Annotated in this window: 16 protein-coding genes; 7 read left to right on the top strand and 9 right to left on the bottom strand. The window is 39.3% G+C overall.

Annotation, left to right across the window (positions count from 1 at the left end):
* Nucleotides 1–101: 101 nt before the first annotated feature.
* The 4 genes from P3L56_RS15185 to P3L56_RS15170 all read right to left on the bottom strand — a co-directional run bounded on the left by P3L56_RS15185 (nucleotide 102) and on the right by P3L56_RS15170 (nucleotide 7,508).
* Nucleotides 102–1,661 (bottom strand): sulfatase-like hydrolase/transferase, encoded by a 1,560-nt coding sequence (locus tag P3L56_RS15185; protein ID WP_210831718.1) that lies wholly within the window; start codon nucleotides 1,659–1,661, stop codon nucleotides 102–104.
* Nucleotides 1,662–2,233: 572 nt separating this feature from the next.
* Nucleotides 2,234–5,197, bottom strand: a complete 2,964-nt coding sequence (locus P3L56_RS15180; protein ID WP_272686161.1) for a TonB-dependent receptor plug domain-containing protein — start codon at nucleotides 5,195–5,197, stop codon at nucleotides 2,234–2,236.
* 25 nt (nucleotides 5,198–5,222) lie between these two features.
* The gene (locus tag P3L56_RS15175) at nucleotides 5,223–6,677 is read right to left on the bottom strand and encodes a porin family protein (protein ID WP_048608007.1); all 1,455 of its coding nucleotides are present in this window, start codon (nucleotides 6,675–6,677) and stop codon (nucleotides 5,223–5,225) included.
* A gap of 75 nt (nucleotides 6,678–6,752) precedes the next feature.
* Nucleotides 6,753–7,508, bottom strand: coding sequence for a Slam-dependent surface lipoprotein (locus P3L56_RS15170; protein ID WP_042845264.1), 756 nt, complete (start codon nucleotides 7,506–7,508; stop codon nucleotides 6,753–6,755).
* A gap of 445 nt (nucleotides 7,509–7,953) precedes the next feature.
* Here P3L56_RS15170 and P3L56_RS15165 point away from each other — a divergent pair, with 445 nt between their 5' ends.
* Nucleotides 7,954–8,577: an NAD(P)H-binding protein gene (locus P3L56_RS15165; protein WP_166685690.1), complete on the top strand. Its 624-nt coding sequence runs from the start codon at nucleotides 7,954–7,956 to the stop codon at nucleotides 8,575–8,577.
* Nucleotides 8,578–8,594: 17 nt separating this feature from the next.
* On the top strand, nucleotides 8,595–8,786 hold the full coding sequence (locus tag P3L56_RS15160) for a hypothetical protein (protein WP_225832987.1): 192 nt from the start codon (nucleotides 8,595–8,597) through the stop codon (nucleotides 8,784–8,786).
* 312 nt (nucleotides 8,787–9,098) lie between these two features.
* On the opposite strand, the gene cfa is transcribed toward P3L56_RS15160, so the two are convergent.
* The 4 genes from cfa to P3L56_RS15140 all read right to left on the bottom strand — a co-directional run bounded on the left by cfa (nucleotide 9,099) and on the right by P3L56_RS15140 (nucleotide 14,286).
* On the bottom strand, nucleotides 9,099–10,262 hold the full coding sequence (gene cfa, locus P3L56_RS15155; RefSeq protein ID WP_042845262.1) for a cyclopropane fatty acyl phospholipid synthase: 1,164 nt from the start codon (nucleotides 10,260–10,262) through the stop codon (nucleotides 9,099–9,101).
* A gap of 443 nt (nucleotides 10,263–10,705) precedes the next feature.
* Nucleotides 10,706–12,001 carry a cytosine deaminase gene (locus tag P3L56_RS15150; RefSeq protein ID WP_042845259.1) on the bottom strand — a complete coding sequence of 432 codons (1,296 nt, stop codon included), beginning with the start codon at nucleotides 11,999–12,001 and terminating at the stop codon, nucleotides 10,706–10,708.
* Nucleotides 11,994–13,241 carry a cytosine permease gene (gene codB / locus P3L56_RS15145; protein ID WP_042845257.1) on the bottom strand — a complete coding sequence of 416 codons (1,248 nt, stop codon included), beginning with the start codon at nucleotides 13,239–13,241 and terminating at the stop codon, nucleotides 11,994–11,996. Before codB ends, P3L56_RS15150 begins: the two co-directional genes overlap by 8 nt.
* 157 nt (nucleotides 13,242–13,398) lie before the next feature.
* A complete protein-coding gene (locus P3L56_RS15140; protein WP_042845255.1) occupies nucleotides 13,399–14,286 on the bottom strand; it encodes a LysR family transcriptional regulator in 888 nt (295 codons plus the stop codon).
* 100 nt (nucleotides 14,287–14,386) lie between these two features.
* Here P3L56_RS15140 and P3L56_RS15135 point away from each other — a divergent pair, with 100 nt between their 5' ends.
* Nucleotides 14,387–14,830, top strand: a complete 444-nt coding sequence (locus tag P3L56_RS15135) for a PACE efflux transporter (protein WP_042845253.1) — start codon at nucleotides 14,387–14,389, stop codon at nucleotides 14,828–14,830.
* 58 nt (nucleotides 14,831–14,888) lie between these two features.
* Here P3L56_RS15135 and dbpA read toward each other — a convergent pair whose 3' ends face one another.
* Nucleotides 14,889–16,262, bottom strand: a complete 1,374-nt coding sequence (dbpA, locus tag P3L56_RS15130) for an ATP-dependent RNA helicase DbpA (RefSeq protein ID WP_206227031.1) — start codon at nucleotides 16,260–16,262, stop codon at nucleotides 14,889–14,891.
* A 551-nt stretch (nucleotides 16,263–16,813) separates the two neighbouring features.
* Between dbpA and P3L56_RS15125 the strand changes: the two genes are divergently transcribed.
* The 4 genes from P3L56_RS15125 to P3L56_RS15110 are packed head-to-tail and all read left to right on the top strand — an operon-like array spanning nucleotide 16,814 to nucleotide 21,606.
* Nucleotides 16,814–17,959, top strand: coding sequence for a trans-sulfuration enzyme family protein (locus tag P3L56_RS15125; RefSeq protein ID WP_272686162.1), 1,146 nt, complete (start codon nucleotides 16,814–16,816; stop codon nucleotides 17,957–17,959).
* 40 nt (nucleotides 17,960–17,999) lie between these two features.
* Nucleotides 18,000–19,424, top strand: coding sequence for a Na+/H+ antiporter NhaC family protein (locus tag P3L56_RS15120; protein WP_272686163.1), 1,425 nt, complete (start codon nucleotides 18,000–18,002; stop codon nucleotides 19,422–19,424).
* Nucleotides 19,425–19,439: 15 nt separating this feature from the next.
* Nucleotides 19,440–20,435: a D-cysteine desulfhydrase gene (locus P3L56_RS15115; protein WP_071548307.1), complete on the top strand. Its 996-nt coding sequence runs from the start codon at nucleotides 19,440–19,442 to the stop codon at nucleotides 20,433–20,435.
* Nucleotides 20,436–20,463: 28 nt separating this feature from the next.
* On the top strand, nucleotides 20,464–21,606 hold the full coding sequence (locus P3L56_RS15110; protein ID WP_166685696.1) for a trans-sulfuration enzyme family protein: 1,143 nt from the start codon (nucleotides 20,464–20,466) through the stop codon (nucleotides 21,604–21,606).
* Nucleotides 21,607–21,646 lie beyond the last annotated feature (40 nt).

Genomic DNA, 21,646 nt, shown 5'->3' with positions numbered 1-21,646 from the left:
GCTTTAAGCATGATGGTAGTAGTTCCCTGTTTTATTAGAGAATTTATTGTTTTATTTTTTATGAAATTGCCACCTAAGGAGAGGTGGCAAATTAATATTAATTATTTAGTTTCACATTCTGTGACTTTTTTGTTTAATTTATTTGTTGTTGCTGTAATAAATTCACTTGGTCTCCAAGAATCACCTGTCTTTTCTAACCAAGGAACTAGCTCTTCTTTAATTAATTTATCGATAAGCGGTTTATTCTCATCAGCGACATTTTTCATTTGATAAGGGTCATTTACGTTATCGTAAAGAGTATATTTCAGAGGCTGGCCATCTTGGCGATCAATAACTAATGTATGGGTTTTAGTTCGTACCCCCCGTTTACCAAATGAAGGTTCGCCATAAGGAATAAACAGGTATAGCTGTGAATTAGCGGTATCGCCTTCACCTGTTGTTATACGCTCCGCTAAATTACTCCCTTCAACTGAGCCGGGGATCCAGTGTTCTAACCCTAGTAGCCCTAATATTGTTGGGTATATATCTGGCGCAGACATCAATGCATCATCTTGTCCTACTTTGATTTTTCCGGGTAAACGGAACATCATTGGTACGCGCATAGACTCTTCATAAGGGTTGTTCTTAGTTGCCTGCCCATTAGCCCCAAGACAACTACCATGGTCAGAGAAAAAGACGACTAACGTATTGTCTGCAAGACCTTGTTTTTCTAGTTCGTCAACGATGCGACCAAATTGGTCGTCAACGCCGTTTACCATCGCTAAATACTCTTTAAAGTATTGGGGACCATAGCCTTCTTGATATTCAGTATCCCATTTTACATTTGGTCTGGTATTAAGTTCTTGTGAGGTTTTTCCTTTGTAAGCGTCTAAATATTTTTGTGGCACTTGGTCATAAGGGGAGTGAGGAGGGTTCATGGAAACCACTAAAGCAAATGGCTTCGATGTATCTCGGTATTTACCCTCTTCATTGCGTAGAAATTTGATAGCCATATCAGCTTCATGTTCAGGCCCCCACTGGTCGACATAAATTGGCTTCTCACGTGGTGTATCATTCCCCCAATACATAGGCTTCATATGTAGGTCATAAGTGCCATAGGAGTACCAAAAATCAAAGCCATGGCGGCGATCAGGTGCTGCCCATTCATTCCAATAACGGCCTTCCATCGGGTTATTATAACTTTCAATAAAAGGGGCATAAGGTGCATCCAAATGCCATTTTCCAATATAGCCTGTACTATAATCGAGTGATTTCAATACATCGGACCAACATTTCGAATAAGGAGATAAATCAATACCGACCTTACCGCCATAGTCATGAGCATTACCTGTTATGCCGTTACGAACAGGATATTGACCCGTCATAAACATGCCGCGAAATGGTGAACATAATGGGTAGTTAGACGCCATTTGTGTCATTACTTTAGCTTGTTTGGCAAACTTATTTAGGTTAGGTGTAATCGAAGGATCTTCTCCCATAAATTGCAATGCATGTGCACGCATTTCATCTGGGAAAATGATCAATAAATTTGGAGCATTATCAGGACGGGCTGGCATGCCATTAGAAGGTTTCCCTGAGTTGGCTAAAATGGGACTAGAAACCGACATTGCTGCACCGCTGGCTGCTAATCCTTTGATAAAGCTTCTGCGCGAAACAGTCATTGCTTCTTCCTCTTTATTTACGTTTTCTTTCGTTTTGTGTTTTTATATATTATTTATACTTTTGCATAATATCAAAAAGTAAGTGATCGAAAATGTCGAAATTGAAGTCATGATCACAAAAAATGACCAATCGAAAGCTACTGTGATTTGTTTCGAAAGAAAAACAAAATAGTGTAAGTGTGGTGATTTATATTTATCTATATGATTTAGAACTATTAATTGATATTTTGTGATAAGGGTTGCAAATTTTACATTTTTACTTTCATTTGGCATAAGGTGAGCTTTTTGTTTTTCATTTGCTTTCATTGGTTCTGGTGAGGGGAGTATGAAGTGTGTTTATTCAAGGTTATAGAGACTAAATAACGCCTAGGTGATCGAGAATAATAAGTAAAGATGGCTTTGGCTTACTGTCGAATCATGATGCGTTTTAGAATAAGAGAAATAATAGAGCGGTAAGGTATATCAGGTCTTTGATAAAAAGATTGATACTTGAGTTAAGGCGTTTAAATAAGTTAAGGATATCCGTTACATATTAATACGGGTATCCTTTTATGATAAATAACTAACCAATATTAAAATTGTGCATTTAATCCTAAGCGTAATGTGCGCCCAGGCGCTGGCATCATACTACGAGTCAATGGGTCGATATAATAACGGTCAGTTAAATTGGTAACTAAAAACTCAACATTGATGTTTTTATCTATTTGGTAGCGAGCGTAGGCATCGGCGGTTAATGTTGGAGTCCAGTGCATAGGGCTATTATTCGCCATTGAATAACTACCGGGGTAACGCTGCATCATTTTCTTTTCATCTTTATTTTGCACGCTGCTGGTGTAACGTAAACGAGTTCCTACTTCAAGGCTTTCATCCATAAAACGCATCCCAAGGTTCGAGTTAATCGCATATTTGGGCTGTAACTGCGTTCTCAAGAAGCCGCCGGGAAATCCAGCTGTTGTACATTGGGAAATATTATATTGATTACCAATGTCTACTTTTGCAGGCTCGGAGTCATCGCAAACTTCATTTTTCAAGCGGTAATCAATACCTATATCCATAAATACCCCGCCATTATCATAACGAGCGAGGGCTTCAATCCCTGCGGTTTTATGTTCTTTTACTTGAATAAAGTTAAGGCGACCATCACGGTCAAACGCATTTTCGATTACAGTGTGGTAGTAACCTATTTTTATATCTGCATGGCGTTCAGCGCCTAATAAGCTTTGAAGGTTACGAGAATAGCCAAATTCCATGGTTTTAGCTCGTTCTGGTTTAAAAACCATTTTTTCTTTGCGGGCTTCACTTGAGCCTGCAAAGCCGATACTGTTTTCAAAAATACTTGGTAAACGTATTGTTTCGATATAGCGTGCATAAACTCGGTCATTATCCGATAACCAGATATTTGCACCAAAAGCAGGGGCCCAGCCATGACTTTTTTGTTTGCCGGGAAACTGCCATTTTTCTTCCTCTGTGAGTTTTCGCTTAAGTTCGCTTGCTGGATGTTCATACGCTTTATTATAAACAAACACTTCCTTACCTGTGACGGGGTCAATTGCGCGTGCTTGTGGGTCGATAGTGCCATTGTGGAAAGGGTTCGTTTTTGTTGTGTAACGGCCATCTTTATCCGATTTCCAGTCAGTACGGAAACTGACGTCTAAAACGCCATTTTCGTTTGGTCGCTGAGGGTCTTTTCTCTCGGTGATATAAACATGGTAATCTACATCATCAAGCCCTAATACCTCAGTTAAAATTTGTTTATTACGATAAGAACCGCCAAAGGGTTGATAACCTTTAGCGACGGCTTTGTCATATTCTTCTTGTGTCAAAATTCGGTTGTAGTTGATCCTTCTAGCAAGGCGTTCATCAGGGTTTTGAAAACCATTGATGCGTTTTCTCATTTGCTCTTTTAAGTAATCATCTTCTGTCCAACCATCAATATATTTTGCGCCTGCATCAAGCTCTAACCATGTTGTTGGCCTATAGTTAAAGTTAAAAGCAATGGTTGTCTCTTGCCGATGCCCTTTTCGGGGGAGAGCAATAAAGGGGCTAGCCGATTGGGAGGGGGGCACATCATTAGAGTCTAATTTTTCTTTAAGCATTGACCCGCGTAGCGTTAAGTCCAGATCTGGTGTAAGTGCCATTGTATTTCGCAAGTTGAAACCGATGCGGTCATTTTCAGAGTTTGTTGCGGCAGTATTAATTAAAGAACCGTCAATATTAGGGTCTTTACCGTTTCCATAGCCGTATTCAAACCCCCAATCACGTTCTTTAGGTTCACGAGGGTAACCCCCTGAGGTATTTGTATCACCAACAGAGTGTGTCATCCAGATATTGGCATTTAGATCAATCCATGGATTGTCATCAGGTTTCCATGCATATTCTGCATTATAGGCATTTACCGTAAAGTGGGCTAATGGCCATTGAGGAAGCACTTGTTTCCCTTCAATTTCTTTAAAGCCGATACGCGAAGGCATAATTTCACCATAGGTACTTTCGCTGCGCCTAAAACTTAAATGTAATGTTTGGTTTTCAGTGAGATACAAATTTGTTTTAACTAAATAAGATTCTAATTCATTAGATGTATTTGTGACCTCTTTCCCGGGACCATATATTTTGGCTGCGAAAGGGAGGTATGGGTCTGGGCCTAGCTGCTGTTGCACTGTTTGTTGTTCGTTGAGCTGAATTGCTTCTTGGTAGCGATGAGCGCCTTTTTTGCCAGCAAAATAGTTGCCTTGTCGGCGGTATGCATAGGCCGCCATAACATCAAATTTTTCTTGGCGGGTACCTACTGCTATTCTCCCACCGTTATCTTTAAAATTGAAAAATTGCGCATTACCGCGAGATTTTGGGGTGATATTAACGACGGGGTCTGAAAAAACATAGTTATTGTTTTTATAGATCTCAGGGTGATCTCGATAATCGCTACCATATCCAAAGTTTGGTACTCGTTCTCGTGTCGAATTACTACTGGTTTCTAGCTTTAAACTAAAGCCAAATTTCTCATCGGGGGCGACAACATCATCTATTCCTATAGTTCTAATTGCTATCCCACCACCAACGGATGTTTTGATATCGCTAACCAGTGAACCACTTTTTTCAATATCAATACTGCTAATGAGGTTAGGGTCTACATAATTACGGTTATTGGCGCCATTATAACCACGATAGACCGTTAAAGATTGTTCTGTGCCATCGACTGTGACGGGGACGCGCTCTTGACCTTGAATACCTCGGACATTAGGGTCTAATGCTCCACTATTACGCGCATCGCCACTGTATACACCAATTGCACTATTTAGTACGTCAGCGGTGCTGGTTCCTTTATAGCGTTCAACTAGATCTTTACCTAAATATATCTTAGAACCCTTGGCATCATATTGATCATCGTAGCCTTGTTGGTCTCGTTCCTTGATGGTTTTTGCGGAGTCCTGAACAGTAATAGTGCCAATATGTTCTTTCTTTTCCGCTTGAGTCGTTGCTGGGAAAAAGAGGGTGGTAATAATTGCAGTAGTAATAGGTTTTAATTTGTATTTGTACATTTTGTTTTTCTCTATGCCATAACACTTAAAAGCGGGTTTCTAACCCAACTGAAACCTCGTGCTGATGGTAGGAATAGATCCCATCTGCCGAGCTTTTATTATTTCGAAAGCGGTAACTGGTATAAGGCGTGAAGGTTAGTAGTGTGTAATTTGGAAAATTTAATCGCGCAAAATACATAGTTTCACGGTCATGACGCTTAACATTTAGCAAATAGTTGAAGGCACCAAATTGGCTTTCTCGATAAGTTGCTAATGCTAAGAAATGAATATCGGGTGTTAATACCGTATAAAAGCCAGCCCGTGCGCCAAGTTGGTCATAGTTGTCACTGCGAACTTCAGTGGTTACGCGAGTGGCATCAGCACCTAAAAATATGGAACTATTAGGTGTAATACCGTAAATCCCCGTCATATGAAGTGCTGTTCGCGAGCCATCAGCGCTGTCATAGGGTTTCTGATAATGAAGTTGTTGATAATCAGCTGAAGTTGTCAGGATCACTTGAGGGGTGAATTGATAATCTGCGTCTATTCGTCCCCCCATTCCTAAATATCGACGCTTTTCATTGACGGTTTTTAGTTCGAGTTGCGGGCCCAAAGATACGGTTGTATTTGCATTATTAAAGCGATATAAGGCAGCGAAAGATGAGGTGTTTTCACTATACTCAGCATAATGTGGATAGCGATCACCATAGGATGTTCCCTTGATTTGAAGGGAATGGTTTCCTGTTATTGGGATAATTTTACTGAGGCTAGCATCATAAGTAAGCCCTGAAGACGCGATTGGGTTGGCCATTTTCCATGTGCCGCCCGGCGTTTGCCAAACTTTATCTTTATTAGGGGCTTGATTAATATTACTGTTGTATTTATATCCAAAAGATAAACTTCCTGTCCAAGCCGTACGGTTTTCAATCGCGCCAATAAACTGTTGAATAGTTTGTTGAACCCCAGCAGGCAAAGCGAGGGTCTCATCGTTAATTAGGCTTTGGAATAACGCTAATGATTCTTTATTTTGGTTGTCTTCAAAATAGGCACGAGCCAATTCCAACTTGACTCGTAGAAATTGGGGGGATAACGCTAATATCTGTTGATAATACGCAATGGCTTGAGGGTAGTGATTTTGCGATTTTTCTATTTCGGCTTTAGCAAATAAAATCAATAACGGATCAGCGTCAGACAAAGCCTGATAGCGTTTTAATAAACGCTGTACATCCTGAAATTGCCGATGGTTAATGGCTAAATAAATTGCTTGCCCTAAATCTTGGGCATTGTTTCTCAGCGTGTAAGTTTTACCGCTAAGATTAATAGACATGTCATCAGGGAGTAACTGTTGGTCTTTGCCGGGAACAACGGCGCTTTTATCACGATAGTTTTGTTTGTCTTTCTGCCATAATAATTGTTCGCGGTCTGTATCCAGACTTGCTGAGAATGTAGGGAAAGAAAGTACTAATATAGTTGTGACGGAAAAAAGTAAAAAATATTGCATAGGTTGTTTTCGGCATTAAAGGTAGGCAGCCAACTGTCAATCATGCTTTGTTGACCACCTAAATTGATTTACACGTTACTGGGAGATATCTCCTCGGCTCCCACCAAAGGCCATATCTTTACTTTGGTCGTTAAATTTAGTCACACCCGCTATATGTTTCGCTTGGTCGCCAAAGAAGTGACCGCGAGCTTCACCGACAGCGCCATTTAGCGTTGCATCCCCTGCGAAGGTTGCGTTATTTTTAATTTTGGCATCGATATTTGTGCTACCGATATTCCCTGCTAATGATTTGCTACCAAAGTTAGCCGTCAAAGTTCCCGTCGCTAGTGCACCGCCGTTGTATTGGCTAATCCCTTTCACTGAATATTCCGCAGTTCCTGCCGTTGGCATATTGCTAGTAACATCTTTACCTGAGTAATAAGCAGTATGTGTGGTGTCATTGACTTGGCCTGTTGATGACCATTCACCAAAGTAAATTTCAGCGTTGGCAACTTGTGCAAAATTGAATACGCCCATTTTGTTGTGTGTGGCTGGATTGCCAGGAGTATTAGGCATTGAAATCACATGGGCTTCATTTCCAGCTTGTTTTGGAGCCATTTTTGTTAAACCAGAAAAAGAAATAGTTTTGCCGCCATAGACAGCTTGAACTCCTATTCCAGGGTCACCAATTGCGCCACCATGGCCTCCAGCAGTACCTTCTGTGGCACCTACTTGTACGGAAGGGCCCGATGGATCAAAAGGCTGGCTTTGATCAGAACCGACAGCGGCAAAGGTACTAAAAGACATTCCGCATGCTGCGAATGCTAGAGCAATAACATTTAACTTTTTCATCGGAATACTCCATTTTAATTAAAGATAATAATGATATTACTAGTATGGTAATTATCATTTTTCTGATATATAACGGGTGTCATTAAATCAAATAAAAATATAAATGCAAATGATAATTCTTCGCATTAACATTGATATTATTATGGGTATCAATATGATAGACTCGGTATTTGGTGTGTTAGCTATTGATATTAAAAATTTTTTTGTAAATTAATTGTTGTTTTATTTATTTTTCACTTAAAAAATTTTTAATAAAAAAGTTAGATTAGTCACATTTTAATGAATGTAAAAAATAGTATTTCACAATAAAACATTAAAATAAGTAATGTTTTATTGTGGGGGATAGGATGAAATAGACGGGCTAGGAGCAGTAGGTTGATAATTTGATTAAATCAAAGTTGCATATTAATGAGTTACAGGCATAAAGATTGATAGGGGTACAAGAATGAGTCCTTGGTTAATTTTGGGCGCTGGTGGTAAAGGCGTCGGTAATATGGTTGTTAAACTGGCAGTTACGGATAAACGTCCTGTTATCGCAATAGTGCGTAATTCTCAATCAGCCGAAATGCTAGAAGATCAAGGCATACAGGTGTTTAGGGGTGATGCTTGTGATAAGGCCGTCGTTTCGGCAGCTTGCCAAGCAGCTGGCGCCTCAGCAACGGTTATTTCTACGATGGGGGGAACACAGGATTATTTAGCTCACCGCACTGTAATTGATTGTGCCGAGCAGGCTGGTATATCTCGCATGGTTCTCGTGACATCGCTTGGATGCGGTGATTCATGGCAATATTTGTCTTTACGGGCACGTACCGCTTTTGGTCAAGCCGTGCGTGAAAAATCCCTTGCTGAATCATGGTTACAAACGAGCTCTCTCGATTATGTCATCGTTCGCCCTGGTGGTTTACTGCACGGACAAGCAACAGGAAAAGCGATATTACAACAAGTAGATGATGTTCACGGTTTAGTGATGCGGGCAGACGTAGCAGAACATGTTTATCTTCTAGCCCAACAAACTACGCTTAAAAATCAAATCTATAGCATAATTCAGCCAGAGCTGGCATTAGCTTAAACAGATAGTGGCCTTGCTTGGTCACTCAACACTGTAATAGTGATAATGATATCGTGACTATCGTGAATTATTTGTTCATTGTGTTGGACTCCACTAATTTCGAACATATTGTGCAGGCATTGGGGGAGCAAACCGAAAAACATAAGGAAACTATAATGAATATTGCACAGCGGTTACAGGATAAAGGCCGCCAAGAAGGTCTACTTTAAGGCATTGAGCGAGGGCGAGAAAAAGAACGACAAGAGGCAACAATTGTTTTGGCAAGTAAGCTACTTAAACAAGGCATTAGCCTAGAAATTATTATGGAAAGCACGGGGTTAAGCTGTCAAGTACTGGTTTCATTACAGTAGGGTTTTAGGCATTACTGGTCATTAAAGTGCAATATGATAAGGAAGAATATACAACAAAGCTTGCAACTGGTTGAACAATGGTTGAATGGGTAAAATAGGTATAAGCCAGAAAGCTCTGATGACAGAACTTTCTTTTAGCTTATTTTTGCAATCCTAATTCAATTTCAACATTTAGCGGGCAACACGTAAGCCACCTTCAACACCCTGTGGGCTCCAGAGAATTTGCCATAATTGAATATCGCGAGCTCGGAATGCACCAGCACACGCATTGAGGTAATAAGAAAACATACGCTTAAAACGAGGTGTATAATTAGCTTCAAGCTCAGGCCAAGCGGATTGAAAACGAGCGTACCACGCCATCAGTGTATGGTCGTAATCCGCACCAAAATTGTGCCAATCCTCCATCACTAATTTGCCTTCACTACTTTCGCCAATATTTTGTATTGAGGGTAAACAGCCGTTTGGAAAGATATATTTATTGATCCACGCATCAACATTAACTTTATTGCGATTAGACCCAATGGTGTGAAGGAGAAATAAACCATTGGAGGCTAAATTACGTTGGACAACATCAAAATAGGTTGCGTAGTTTTTTGGCCCAACATGTTCAAACATACCCACTGAAACAATACGGTCGAATTGGTCATTAAGGTTTCGATAATCTTCTAATAAAATTTTGACATCCATATCAGCACAACGAGCCTGTGCATATTTTTGCTGTTCAGCTGAAATTGTGACACCAGTGACGGAAACGCCAAAATGTTTAGCTGCATAGGCAGCAAGACCTCCCCAACCACAGCCAATATCAAGTAACCGCATACCTGGTTTTAATTGTAATTTTTCACAAATTAAATTTAATTTTTGTTCTTGAGCTAGAGGGAGGTTTTCAGGGCTATGGTCTAAGCCTTTCCAGTAACCACAGGAATATTGCATGTAAGGGTCTAGCATCAAAGAAAATAAATCGTTACCTAGATCGTAATGCTCTTCACCAACGATACGAGCCCGTTTTAGGGTTTGTAAATTTCGCACTCGTGCTACAGCGACTTTCAACGTATCACTGAAATGATGGGGTAATTTGTTATCAAGCCCATGGCGTAAAACGCGCTGAAAAAACATATCCAACCGCTCGCAATCCCACCAGCCATCCATATAGCTTTCACCCAACCCTATTGAACCGTGTTGTAGGACACGTTTAAAGAATTGGTTATTATGAACTTGTATATCGAAAGGGCGGGAACCATTAATTTCAATGCCTGCTTCATTTAATAGCTCTGAAGCAATACGCCGCCAAGAGTCGATAGAGGCTTTCTGGTTAACTACATTTTCAGTACTCATCTGATCTCCAATTTTTGTCAAAGTGGGATTCAGAGAACTTTATTTGTGACGTATTCGCGGTACAGCAAAACAGGAATATTGACCACCACGGTATGACAGTCAGTGTATTAGCGTTATTGTTGCTATAAATAAAGCTCAAATCCAGTTTTAGATAACTCTTTAAAAAATATAAAACCTTCAGGTTTAATTTCAATAAAAATTGCACTTAATTTTTATAAATGGCACTTATAACCAAAAATAAGGGGTAACTAGACGTTTATTGCTTATCAAAAATTGTCAATATTTTATAGAAATCAACTATGTAAATAATAAGCTTAGTATATAAATATGGCAATGGTATGAAAGATGAACAGCAAATTTAAAATGGGGGGAATGAAATATAGGAAGACAGCTTAAATGGTTCACCTGTTGGCCACAGAGAACCATTTAAACGGCTAAATAACTTATTTAGTTCGATCTGAATAACCGTAATTGATAATTTCGGCTTGCTCAAGTTGGATTTGTGTTACCGCAGGTTGAGTATTGGCTATCACACGCCCATCACGGATAGAATAGCGAACAGGGACTTGTCGGCGTACCGCATCAAAACCATTTTCGGCAGGTAAAACTAGCAGGTTAGCCCGCTTCCCTTCACCAATACCATAGTCAGCTAAAGCCAATGTACGCGCACTGTATTCACTAATTAACTTCAGCCCATCATTGATTTGTTGATAACCCATTAACTGGCAAACATGTAACCCCATATGTAGCACTTGCAGCATATTTGCTGTACCGAGAGGATACCAAGGGTCAAATACATCATCGTGACCGAAGCAAACATTAATATCTGCTGCTAGCATCTCTTTAACACGTGTAATACCACGGCGCTTAGGGTAAGTATCAAATCGGCCTTGTAAGTGAATATTGACGAGTGGGTTCGCGACAAAGTTAATCCCTGACATTTTCAATAAACGGAATAAACGCGAAGTGTAAGCGCCATTATAGGAATGCATGGCAGTTGTATGACTAGCAGTCACACGAGCCCCCATCCCTTGTGCATGCGCTAATGCGGCTACGGTTTCCACAAAGCGTGATTGTTCGTCATCGATTTCGTCACAATGCACATCAATTAAGCGGTCGTATTTCTGAGCCAGTGCAAAGGTTTTATGTAACGACTCAACACCATACTCGCGGGTAAACTCAAAATGTGGAATTGCTCCTACCACATCTGCGCCTAAGCGTAATGCTTCCTCTAATAGGGCTTCACCATTTGGATATGACAAAATCCCTTCTTGTGGAAAGGCGACAATTTGTAAGTCGACCCAAGGGGCGATTTCTTGCTTAACTTCTAACATGGCTTTCAGGGCTGTTAATGTGGGGTCAGAAACATCCACATGGGTACGAACATGTTGAATTCCATTAGCAATTTGCCATTTTAATGTTTGCCACGCTCGGCTTTTAACATCATTGTGAGTCAACATTGCTTTACGTTCAGCCCAGCGCTCAATACCTTCAAATAAGGTGCCTGATTGGTTCCAGCTAGGTTGCCCAGCAGTTTGCGTTGTATCTAAATGGATATGTGGCTCAACAAAGGGAGCAGTCACTAAGCCACCTTCAGCATCCAAGCTTTCAGGCAATATTTCCCCGGCGGGTTGTGGCACAATGGCTTGAATTTTTTTGTTTTCGATATCAATGCGCCATAGTCCATCACGTTCTGCTAAATGGGCATTATGAATATGTTTGAAAGTTTGATTAAGCACGTGTCATCTCCGAGTCTGTTGTGCGGCGGCGATTTAATAATGGGTTAAGAACAGCGTAACATAATGCGCCACCGAGCACGGCATTAACTGGGACAATCCCAGGTAAATAATTACCTGCAATGACACCAGCAGCAACGGCCAATAATGCACTAACGTTAACATCACGCATTTTATTGCTATCGAAGGTGCTATAACGGTGACGATACATTAAGAAATCTGCAATGATAATTCCCCCAATTGGAGGAATAGCGGCAGATAAGAAAGTGAGCCAACCAACAAAATTATTATATAGCCATAAAGCACATAAAGTACCTATTAAGCCGTTGATGATAGATAAGGTTTTGCTGGATAGCCCCGTAATATTTGCAAAGCCTAAGCCAGATGCGTAGAGGGCATTATCATTGGTAGTCCATATATTTAGCCCTAAAACAATAATTGCGGGTAATAAAAGTCCTTGAGCAATCATAACATCAGAAATGTCTGCCATACCCAATGAAGCGGCTCCTGCCGCGCCAAAGATAAACATTAATGAATTACCAAGGAAAAAGGCAACAATGGCGACGAGGACGGCGATTTTTGGCCTACGACCAAAGCGAACAAAATCAGCAGTTAATGTGCCTGCACTCACAAAAGACCCTACGACCATGGCTAATGCAAGGTTAAAATCAATTGGTTTTGTCGGGGTAATTGATTGTAAAGCATTCATGCCCCCCATATCAGTAACCGCAAGATAAACGGAATAGCTGCCCAGTATGGCGATAGCAGGGACAGCAACGACAGAAAGAACCGTAAGTGCAGAAATACCGAAAATAACAGTCACCGTCATTAAGACCCCTGAAATACCAATTAGCCAATTAATATCCCAACCAGTAGCTTTCCCGACAGGAATTGCAAACATAGCAACTCCAACACCAAACCAGCCGACTTGGGTGCCGCCTAATAAGAAAGAAGGAAGCCAAGAACCTTTGATACCAAAAGAATAGCGTGCAAGGAGGTGGGTTGTTAAGCCAGTTTTAGAACCGATAAAACCAAGAAATGCGGTGTAGATACCAAGAAGAAGATTACCGATGAGTACTGCGAGGAAGAAATCATGAAAATCAAGACCGGTACCAAGAGCGCCTCCGGTCCACATACTGGCGGAAAAGAAGGTTAATCCTAGCATTACAAAGGTTAATGCTAGCCCGCCTTTTCGCGCGGATATGGGCACGGGGCCATGACTATAATTTTTATCTTCGCTCACGATAGTCTCCAATTATTTTTTCAGGGCAAAAAAATCCGACGCATTTTATAGCCAGAAAAATAAAAAGCAAACGTTTTCGTTGGTGGTATTAAAATAATTAATCTATTAAAAAGCAATTTAATTTAAGGAAATAAGTCAGAAGGGGCCATGAAAATTTTTATGTAAGATGTGTTTTTTTCAGTAATTCAATGCATTCTTGTGCGCCGCGTTTAAGTGCATGGCTCTTTAAGCTAACCACATGAATAGGGAGCTTCAAACCATTAGGCGTATTTTTAAACTGTAACGGCTTTAAAGTCCCTGTCGCTAGCTTATCTTTAATCAGGGACAAGGGAAAATTCCCCCAGCCCATGCCCCCTTCGACTAAGCCTAGTGCTAGGGAAAAGCTATCTGTTTTCCAATAGTTGCTGGAAACAACAATGCGCATATCACTGAGCTCGTGCTGCCGGCTACCAATAATAATTTGTCGGCTTTCGACGAGGTCTTCAATATAAAGTGAAGTTCTTTCTTGCAAAGAAGGGTGCTTTGTCGAAATAGTCGCAATAATAGACTCCTCGCCAATATAATGAAATTGTTCTTGAGAGTTAACATGTATTCCACCAAATACAATAGCGAGCTGGAGTTGTTTTTTATGTAGTAGTGGTAATAGGTCATCTTGGGGCGCGGTGACAAGTTCAATATGTAACAAGGGATATCGTTGGCTCAAAACACGTAGAGCATCAAAGAGTATATTTGAATTAATACCTGCCGCAACACCTATAGCCAGAGTGCTTTCTACCCCTTGGGTCAACTCTCTGGAAAATGTATTAAGTTGTGATAAGTTTTCAATAATATGGCGTGCATAGGGGGCTAATGAAAGGGCTTTCTCTGTCGGTTTGGGCTCACGGGAGTGACGATCAAATAGCTCAAAACCCAATTCTGCTTCAAGATTAGCTATTGCCATACTGACTGCCGAGGGGACTCGTTGTAATGATCTTGCAGCGGCAGAAAATGAGCCTTTGTCTAGAACAGTGAGGAAAATAATAAGATTGTCACTATTGAATGACATGGTAGACCTTTCAATAAAATTGATAGTAGCTGACTTTTATTATCATTGAATTATATTTATTTTACCACCTATTGATGACGATATATTTAGAGGTGGAGATATGCAGGGAATTAAACGGAAAATTGTGTTTGTTACTATCTATGAAGTTGTTGGGTGGGTGATTTCAGCGCTAGCACTGGCCTTTCTTTCAGGGAATTCAGCGGGAACAACAGGGCCATTAGCATTGGTGATAACTACGATTGCTGTTAGTTGGAATTTTATTTTTAATACAGGGTTTGAATATTGGGAGTCAAAACAAAAATCACGAATTAGAACCTTTAGGCGCCGGTTTGTGCATGCCATATTATTTCAATTAACATTGGTAATTTTTTTAATACCGTTAATTGCATGGTGGCTCTCGATTAGTCTTTTACAGGCGTTAATACTTGATTTTGCATTAATTATTTTTATCCCAATTTATACTTTCTTTTTTAATTGGGCTTTCGATAAAATTTTTGGGTTGCCTAAATCAGCTCTGCCACAAGATAATAAAGCCGTATCATAAAACAAATAGCGTGTTTCCTTCCTTTTTTATTGCGGAAGGAAACACAGATTGCCCAATATTATTTTAGTAACCTAACCTTAACCGCTTTGCCTTTAATTTTCCCTTGTTGTAATTGTTTCCATGCTTGTTGAGCAACAGAGCGTTTGACGGCAACATAGGCATGGGTAGGATGGATAACAATTTTACCAATATCATCGCTTACTAAACCGACATCACCAGTTAGTGCTCCTAAAATATCACCTGGGCGCATTTTGGCCTTTTTGCCGCCATCAATACACAATGTTGCCATTGTTGCTTCTAATGGTGTGATATGAAGCCCCTCAGGCTCAGCGTGCCAATTGAGCTTCATATTTAGCATTTCTTCGAGCACGTTAGCGCGTTGAGCTTCTTCAGGTGCACATAAGCTAATTGCTAGGCCGCTTTCTCCTGCTCTTGCAGTTCGGCCAATGCGGTGAATATGCACTTCCGGGTCCCATGACAATTCATAGTTAATCACCATTTCTAGTGCTTTGATATCTAACCCACGGGAAGCAACATCTGTTGCGACTAAAACGCGGCTACTGCTATTGGCAAAACGTATTAGAGTCTGGTCGCGGTCACGTTGTTCCATGTCACCATGTAGTACTAAAACACTCTGTTTACTCTCTGTTAGAGCGTCAAATACGGCTTGGCAATCTTTTTTAGTATTGCAAAAAATTACGCAGGATGCAGGTTGCTCACGGCTTAATAATTTTTGCAATAGGGCTATCTTCCCATGACGTGAAACTTCATAGAACTGTTGTTCGACAGCGGGTAATTCGTCAATGCTATTAATTTCAATAGTTTGTGGTTCGTGCTGGATTTGCTGACTGATACGTGCGATTTCATCTGGCCAAGTTGCTGAAAATAATAAGGTTTGACGATTCACTGGGGAGTAATCAATCACGGTTTCTATGTCAGGCATAAAACCCATATCTAACATTCTATCAGCTTCATCTAACACTAGAGTCTGCAAAGCATCTAACTGAACGGTTTCACGGTTTAAATGGTCAAGTAAACGGCCCGGCGTTGCGACAATGATATGTGCAGCATGGGCGAGGGAATCCCGTTGTATGCTAAATGGGACGCCACCACACAGGGTTAAAATCTTAATATTAGGAATTGCACGTGCTAGCCGACGTAGTTCGTTTGCCACTTGCTCTGCGAGTTCACGAGTAGGGCATAAGACTAATGATTGTGTTTTAAACAACTTAGCATCGATATGTTGCAATAACCCCAGACCGAACGCTGCGGTTTTGCCACTCCCCGTTTTAGCCTGTGCTCGAATATCTTTTCCGGCAAGGATTGGCGGAAGGGCGGCGGCTTGGATAGGGGTCATACTGAGATAACCCAATTCTTGTAGGTTAGAAAGTTGTTCAGCAGAAAGAGCGTTAAGGTCAGCAAATGAAGTCACTATAAAATCTCAAATAGAATAAAAGGCTAATGATGCTAATGATACTATCCTAGCGTTGCGCTGTCTGTTTTTAATTCTGAATACTTAACTAGAATAGTTAATCCAATGATCTATTTTAATTTTAAAGCAAAGAGAATAAAATTCTCTTAAACCCATGTTCAGTAGTATTGATAGAGGGGGAATAAGCAAATCCCCTAAGAAATAAGTTAAATTTATTTAAATATTGATACTGATTGATTACATGTGACACTGATATATTTAACTTCTCACATACATTTATTGTTTATTTTTAATTGGTTATAGCTTCTTTGCTGCCTTTTTTCTATTCGTTAAGTGACTAAATAATAATATTGTGACGCTGAACTCATTTATTGTAATTATAGTAATTTATTGATTTTTAATGTTATTAAACTCAGTTTAGAAAAATTTTCTCTTAATTTGCAACATGTCATCAATTTTTAGAAAAAATTTTCTATTTCTCTGTGGCATATTCCTTTTAGCAACAAATATAAATATATCGTTCTTTATTTTACTATTACTGGGTTTAGATAATGACTAAGAATATCGCTACAATTTTAATTCATGGTGGAAAGCAGCAAGATGCAGTTAATCACGCTATTTTCCCTGCAATTACAACGGCCAGTACTTTTGTTCAACAAAGCTTAACAGATCATGGAGAATATTGTTATTCACGTTGTAGTAACCCAACACGTTATGCATATGAAACCTTACTAGCTGAAATTGAAGGTGGGGTTTATGCAACGGCAACCGCCTCAGGTGTTGCCGCTTCGAGCTTAGTATTAAACTTATTACCTAAAAATTCGCATATTATTGCGATGAAAGGGGTTTATGGTGGAACGTTTAGGTTATTTGAACGCGTCTCAACATTAAATTGTGGGCACCAAATAGACTATGTTGACCTTAATAATCTGGAAGAAGTTAAAGCAAAAATAAAAGAAAACACCCGTTTAATTTGGATAGAAAGCCCAACAAACCCATTATTAGAATTAGTTGATATTAAAGCAATTTGTTCATTAGCTAAAAAGCATCATATTTTAACTTGTGTTGATAATACATTCGCTACGGCATGGAATCAAAAACCGTTGGAATTAGGTGCTGATTTAGTGATGCTATCGGCGAGTAAATATATAGGTGGCCACTCTGATTTAATTGGTGGTGCAGTGATTACTCAGAGTGATGAGCTAGCGAATCGTCTAGATTTTTTGAAAACCACACTAGGCGCGATTGCTTCTCCTTTTGATGCGTATCTAGCTTTACGTGGACTTAAAACATTAGCACTTCGCATGTCAGCACAATGCTGTAACGCAGAACAAGTTGCAAAATATTTATCTACACACCCAAAAGTTGAACAAGTTTATTACCCAGGGCTGTCTTCGCATCCACAATATGAACTATGTAAAAAACAAATGCGTACTGGTGGGGCGGTCGTCACGATTAAATTAAAAGGTGATATTGAAGATACAAAGTATTTCTTATCTAAAGTGAAGTACTTTGTATTAGCTGAGTCTCTTGGTGGTGTAGAAAGTATGGTGAATCATTCTGCAACTATGTCCCATGGCTCAATGACAAAAGAAGAAAGAGAAAGTATTGGTGTTTATGATACGACATTACGTTTATCTGTAGGTATTGAAGATATTACTGACTTATTAAATGATTTAGAAAACGCATTATCTTAATTTATTAAAATCACAATAAAATATAATAAGAGAGCATCTAATGAATGATTATGGGATTTGGACTATTGTCACGCCAATGGTGACAATACTTTTAGCCATTTTTACACGACAAGTTATATTATCATTATTACTGGGAATATTAGTCGGTTTTACCGTTATACATGATCACAATATATTATTAGGTGTGAATGGGACACTTGATGGTATTATTAATACGTTTGCTTCACCAGGGAATACAAAAACAATTCTATTTATGGTAATGATTGGCGGTATTATGCGACTGGTTGTTGTTACTGGGGGCGTAAAATCACTGGTTAGATTATTAACGAATAAAACAAAATTAATTAAAAATAAAAAAGCCGTTCAATTAATGGCGATGATTATAACCTCATTAATTTTTATCGAAAGTTCGATTAATCAATTAATCGCAGGGGCTTCAACTAAAACACTGGCTAAAAAATACGGCGTATCGCCTGAGAAAATGTCATATATTGTTCAAACATCCTGTGTTTCAGTTTGTTCTTCAGCCATGATTAACGGTTGGGGGGCGGCAATGATGGGGGTGATTGGCGTACAAATATCCAAAGGTTTCATCACAGGAGAACCATTTGAAATTTTAGCAAGCTCAATGGTATTTAATATCATGGCGTGGCTTTCTTTAGCATCAGTATTGTTTTATATCTTCTCTAATACATCTTGGGGGCCAATGAAAAAAGCCGATTTACGTGCGCAAGAACAGGCTTTGACAATGTTGGCGGCAGAAGAAACAGAACAGGATGATGAAGATATTATTGACCACCCTAACTGCCATACATCCCTTAATTTCTTTATTCCTATTCTATCTACAGTATTAATGGTACCTCTTGCGCTTTATATCACTGGTAATGGCGATTTTAGCAAAGGTAGTGGCTCAACTTCGGTATATTGGGGCGTCATGTTTGGAACTTTAGTTTCTTTTGTTTGGTTCTTAGCTCGTCGTGTATTGAACATTGAGACTTTTTTTAAAGAACTGTATATCGGCTATGCCAGCATGGTCAAAATTAGCTCTGTGATGATTTTGGCATTTTTAATGGGGACCGTATCTTCAGATTTAAATACCGGGGCCTATATTGCAGAAATTACATCAGGGGTTATTTCACCTGCATTTTCAATAGGGTTTATTTTCTTAATTAGTGCGGTGATGTCTCTTGCAACGGGAACATCATGGGGAACATTTGCCATTATGATCCCGATTGGCGTTCAACTAGGGATTTCCGTCGGTATGCCTATTGAATATATGATTGGTGCAGCTATTGCTGGTTCTATTTATGGCGATATGACTTCTCCAATATCCAGTGATGCGATTGTGGCTTCAATGGCAACGGATTGCGACCATATTGAACATATTCGTACTCAAATGCCTTATGCCACCGTAACAGCTGTCTTTGCGTTAATGGTTTATCTCTATTTAGGTTTTACTTATTAGCGGGATACGTTAAAAATGAATTTTCAAGAAAAAATCTCGGCTATTACCAAAATAGATTTACTTCATGGGGTAACTCCCTTAATGAAATTACATAATATTTCAGAGTATCTAGGCCGTGATATTTATATTAAACGTGATGACATGACCCCCCTTGCTATGGGGGGAAATAAACTTCGTAAATTAGAATATCTTTTTGCAGATGCATTGAGTAAAAAAGCCAAGGTTATCGTTACCGCGGGGGCTATTCAATCTAATCATGTTCGCCAAACAGCAGCTATTGCTGCAATGTATGGCTTACAGTGTGTTGCACTATTAGAAAACCCAATACGAAGCCATAATTCACTATTTTTGAATAATGGAAATAAGCTGCTAACCGACTTATTTAATGCGGATTGTTATTTTTGTGATGAACTGACAGACCCAAATACACAACTGCAGGAACTTATTGAAAAACTAAATTTGCAAGGTAGTTATATTATTCCTGTAGGTGGTTCAAACGTATTAGGGTCAATAGGTTATGTCAATTGTGCTTTAGAAATTGTGCAGCAAAAACCAAAAGAAATCGAGTTTGCGGCTGTAATTGTGGCCTCAGGGAGTGCTGGAACACATGCGGGGTTGGCAGTTGGTTTACAAGCGTTTTTACCACATACCCCAGTCATAGGGGTTACAGTTTCTCGCACGGTAGAACAACAAAAACCTAAAGTTGAATATTTACTTAATCAACTTGCCGTGCAATTTAATCTTTCAGCATTACCTGAAATTAAATTATGGGATCAATATTTTGCCCCTTGTTATGGAATGCCTAATGATAAAGGCCAACAAGCAGTTGAACTATTGGCGAGAAAAGAAGGGATTTTACTTGACCCTGTTTATACAGGCAAAGCAATGGCAGGGTTAATTGATAATATTTTAAAAGAAACGATTGGTGGCAATCAGCCATTACTCTTTATTCATACTGGCGGTTCACCCGCTATGTTTGCTTACTCTGAAATTAATGTGGCAAGTATTTAAATATACTTATTAATAATGCGATTTACTTATGAAAATTAATACCAAAGTTATACATGGTTACCCGATGACAGATAAATATACTGGAAGTTCGTCTATTCCGTTATATCAATCATCGACTTATTCTCAATCGGATATTGAAGAAAATTATTCTTATATTTATTCACGTTTTTCTAACCCTACTAGAGATGCATTAAGTGATGCTATCTGTGCGATTGAAAATGCCAAGTATGCTGAAATTTTTTCCTCCGGAATGGCAGCAATTAGTGCTATTTTGTTGAGTTTTAGCCATGGTGACCATATTGTTGCTTGCAAAAGTATTTATGGCGGGTCGTTTCAATTAATGACTGAATTTTTACCAAGATATGGTATTTCAGTGACATTTGTTGATGCAACAAACCCGCAAAATTATGCGGATGCAATTAAAAAGAATACCAAGGCTTTTTATATTGAAACTCCATCAAACCCAACATTACAGGTGACAGATTTAATCTCAGTGATCCGTATTGCAAAAGAAAAGCAACTCATCACAATTTGTGATAATACGTTTATGACACCGTTATTGTCTGATGTGATTTCATTAGGTATTGATTATTCGATTAATAGCGCTACAAAGTTTATTAATGGCCATAGCGATGTGATTTTAGGAACGGCAGCAACAAACAACCCCGAATATGCTAAATTGCTACATAAATCTGCGGTAGCTATTGGTAGTATTGCTGCACCTTTTGATAGCTGGTTAACCATGCGTGGGTTGAAATCGATGGCGATGCGAGTTGAAAGATCCAGTGAAAACGCACAAAAGCTTGCTGAATATTTGCATGAACATCCTAAAGTTGAGCAAGTATTTTATCCAGGTCTACCCTCTCATCCAAATTATGATATTCATATGCGGCAATCTAAAAATGGGGGAATGGTTGTTTCTTTTGATTTAGGCAGTTATGAGAATGTGAAATTATTTTTAGATACAATTCGCATACCATTAGTTGCCGTGAGTTTAGGGGGGATAGAATCTATCGTTTCTTATCCTAGGATCATGTCTCATGCTTGCATACCTGAAGAAGAACGCCTATTACAAGGTGTTACTGAAGGGCTTTTGCGTTTCTCATTAGGTTGTGAAGATATTGAAGACATTATTGCAGATGTTGATATTGCACTTGCTCAAATAAAGTAACAATAATGCCGAATAGTTTATTTTGGTTTACTCATCAGTT

It is taken from the genome of Providencia sp. PROV024 (assembly GCF_032709665.1).
Taxonomy (GTDB): Bacteria; Pseudomonadota; Gammaproteobacteria; order Enterobacterales; family Enterobacteriaceae; genus Providencia; species Providencia huashanensis.
This window is presented reverse-complemented; position numbering and strand designations above follow the sequence as displayed.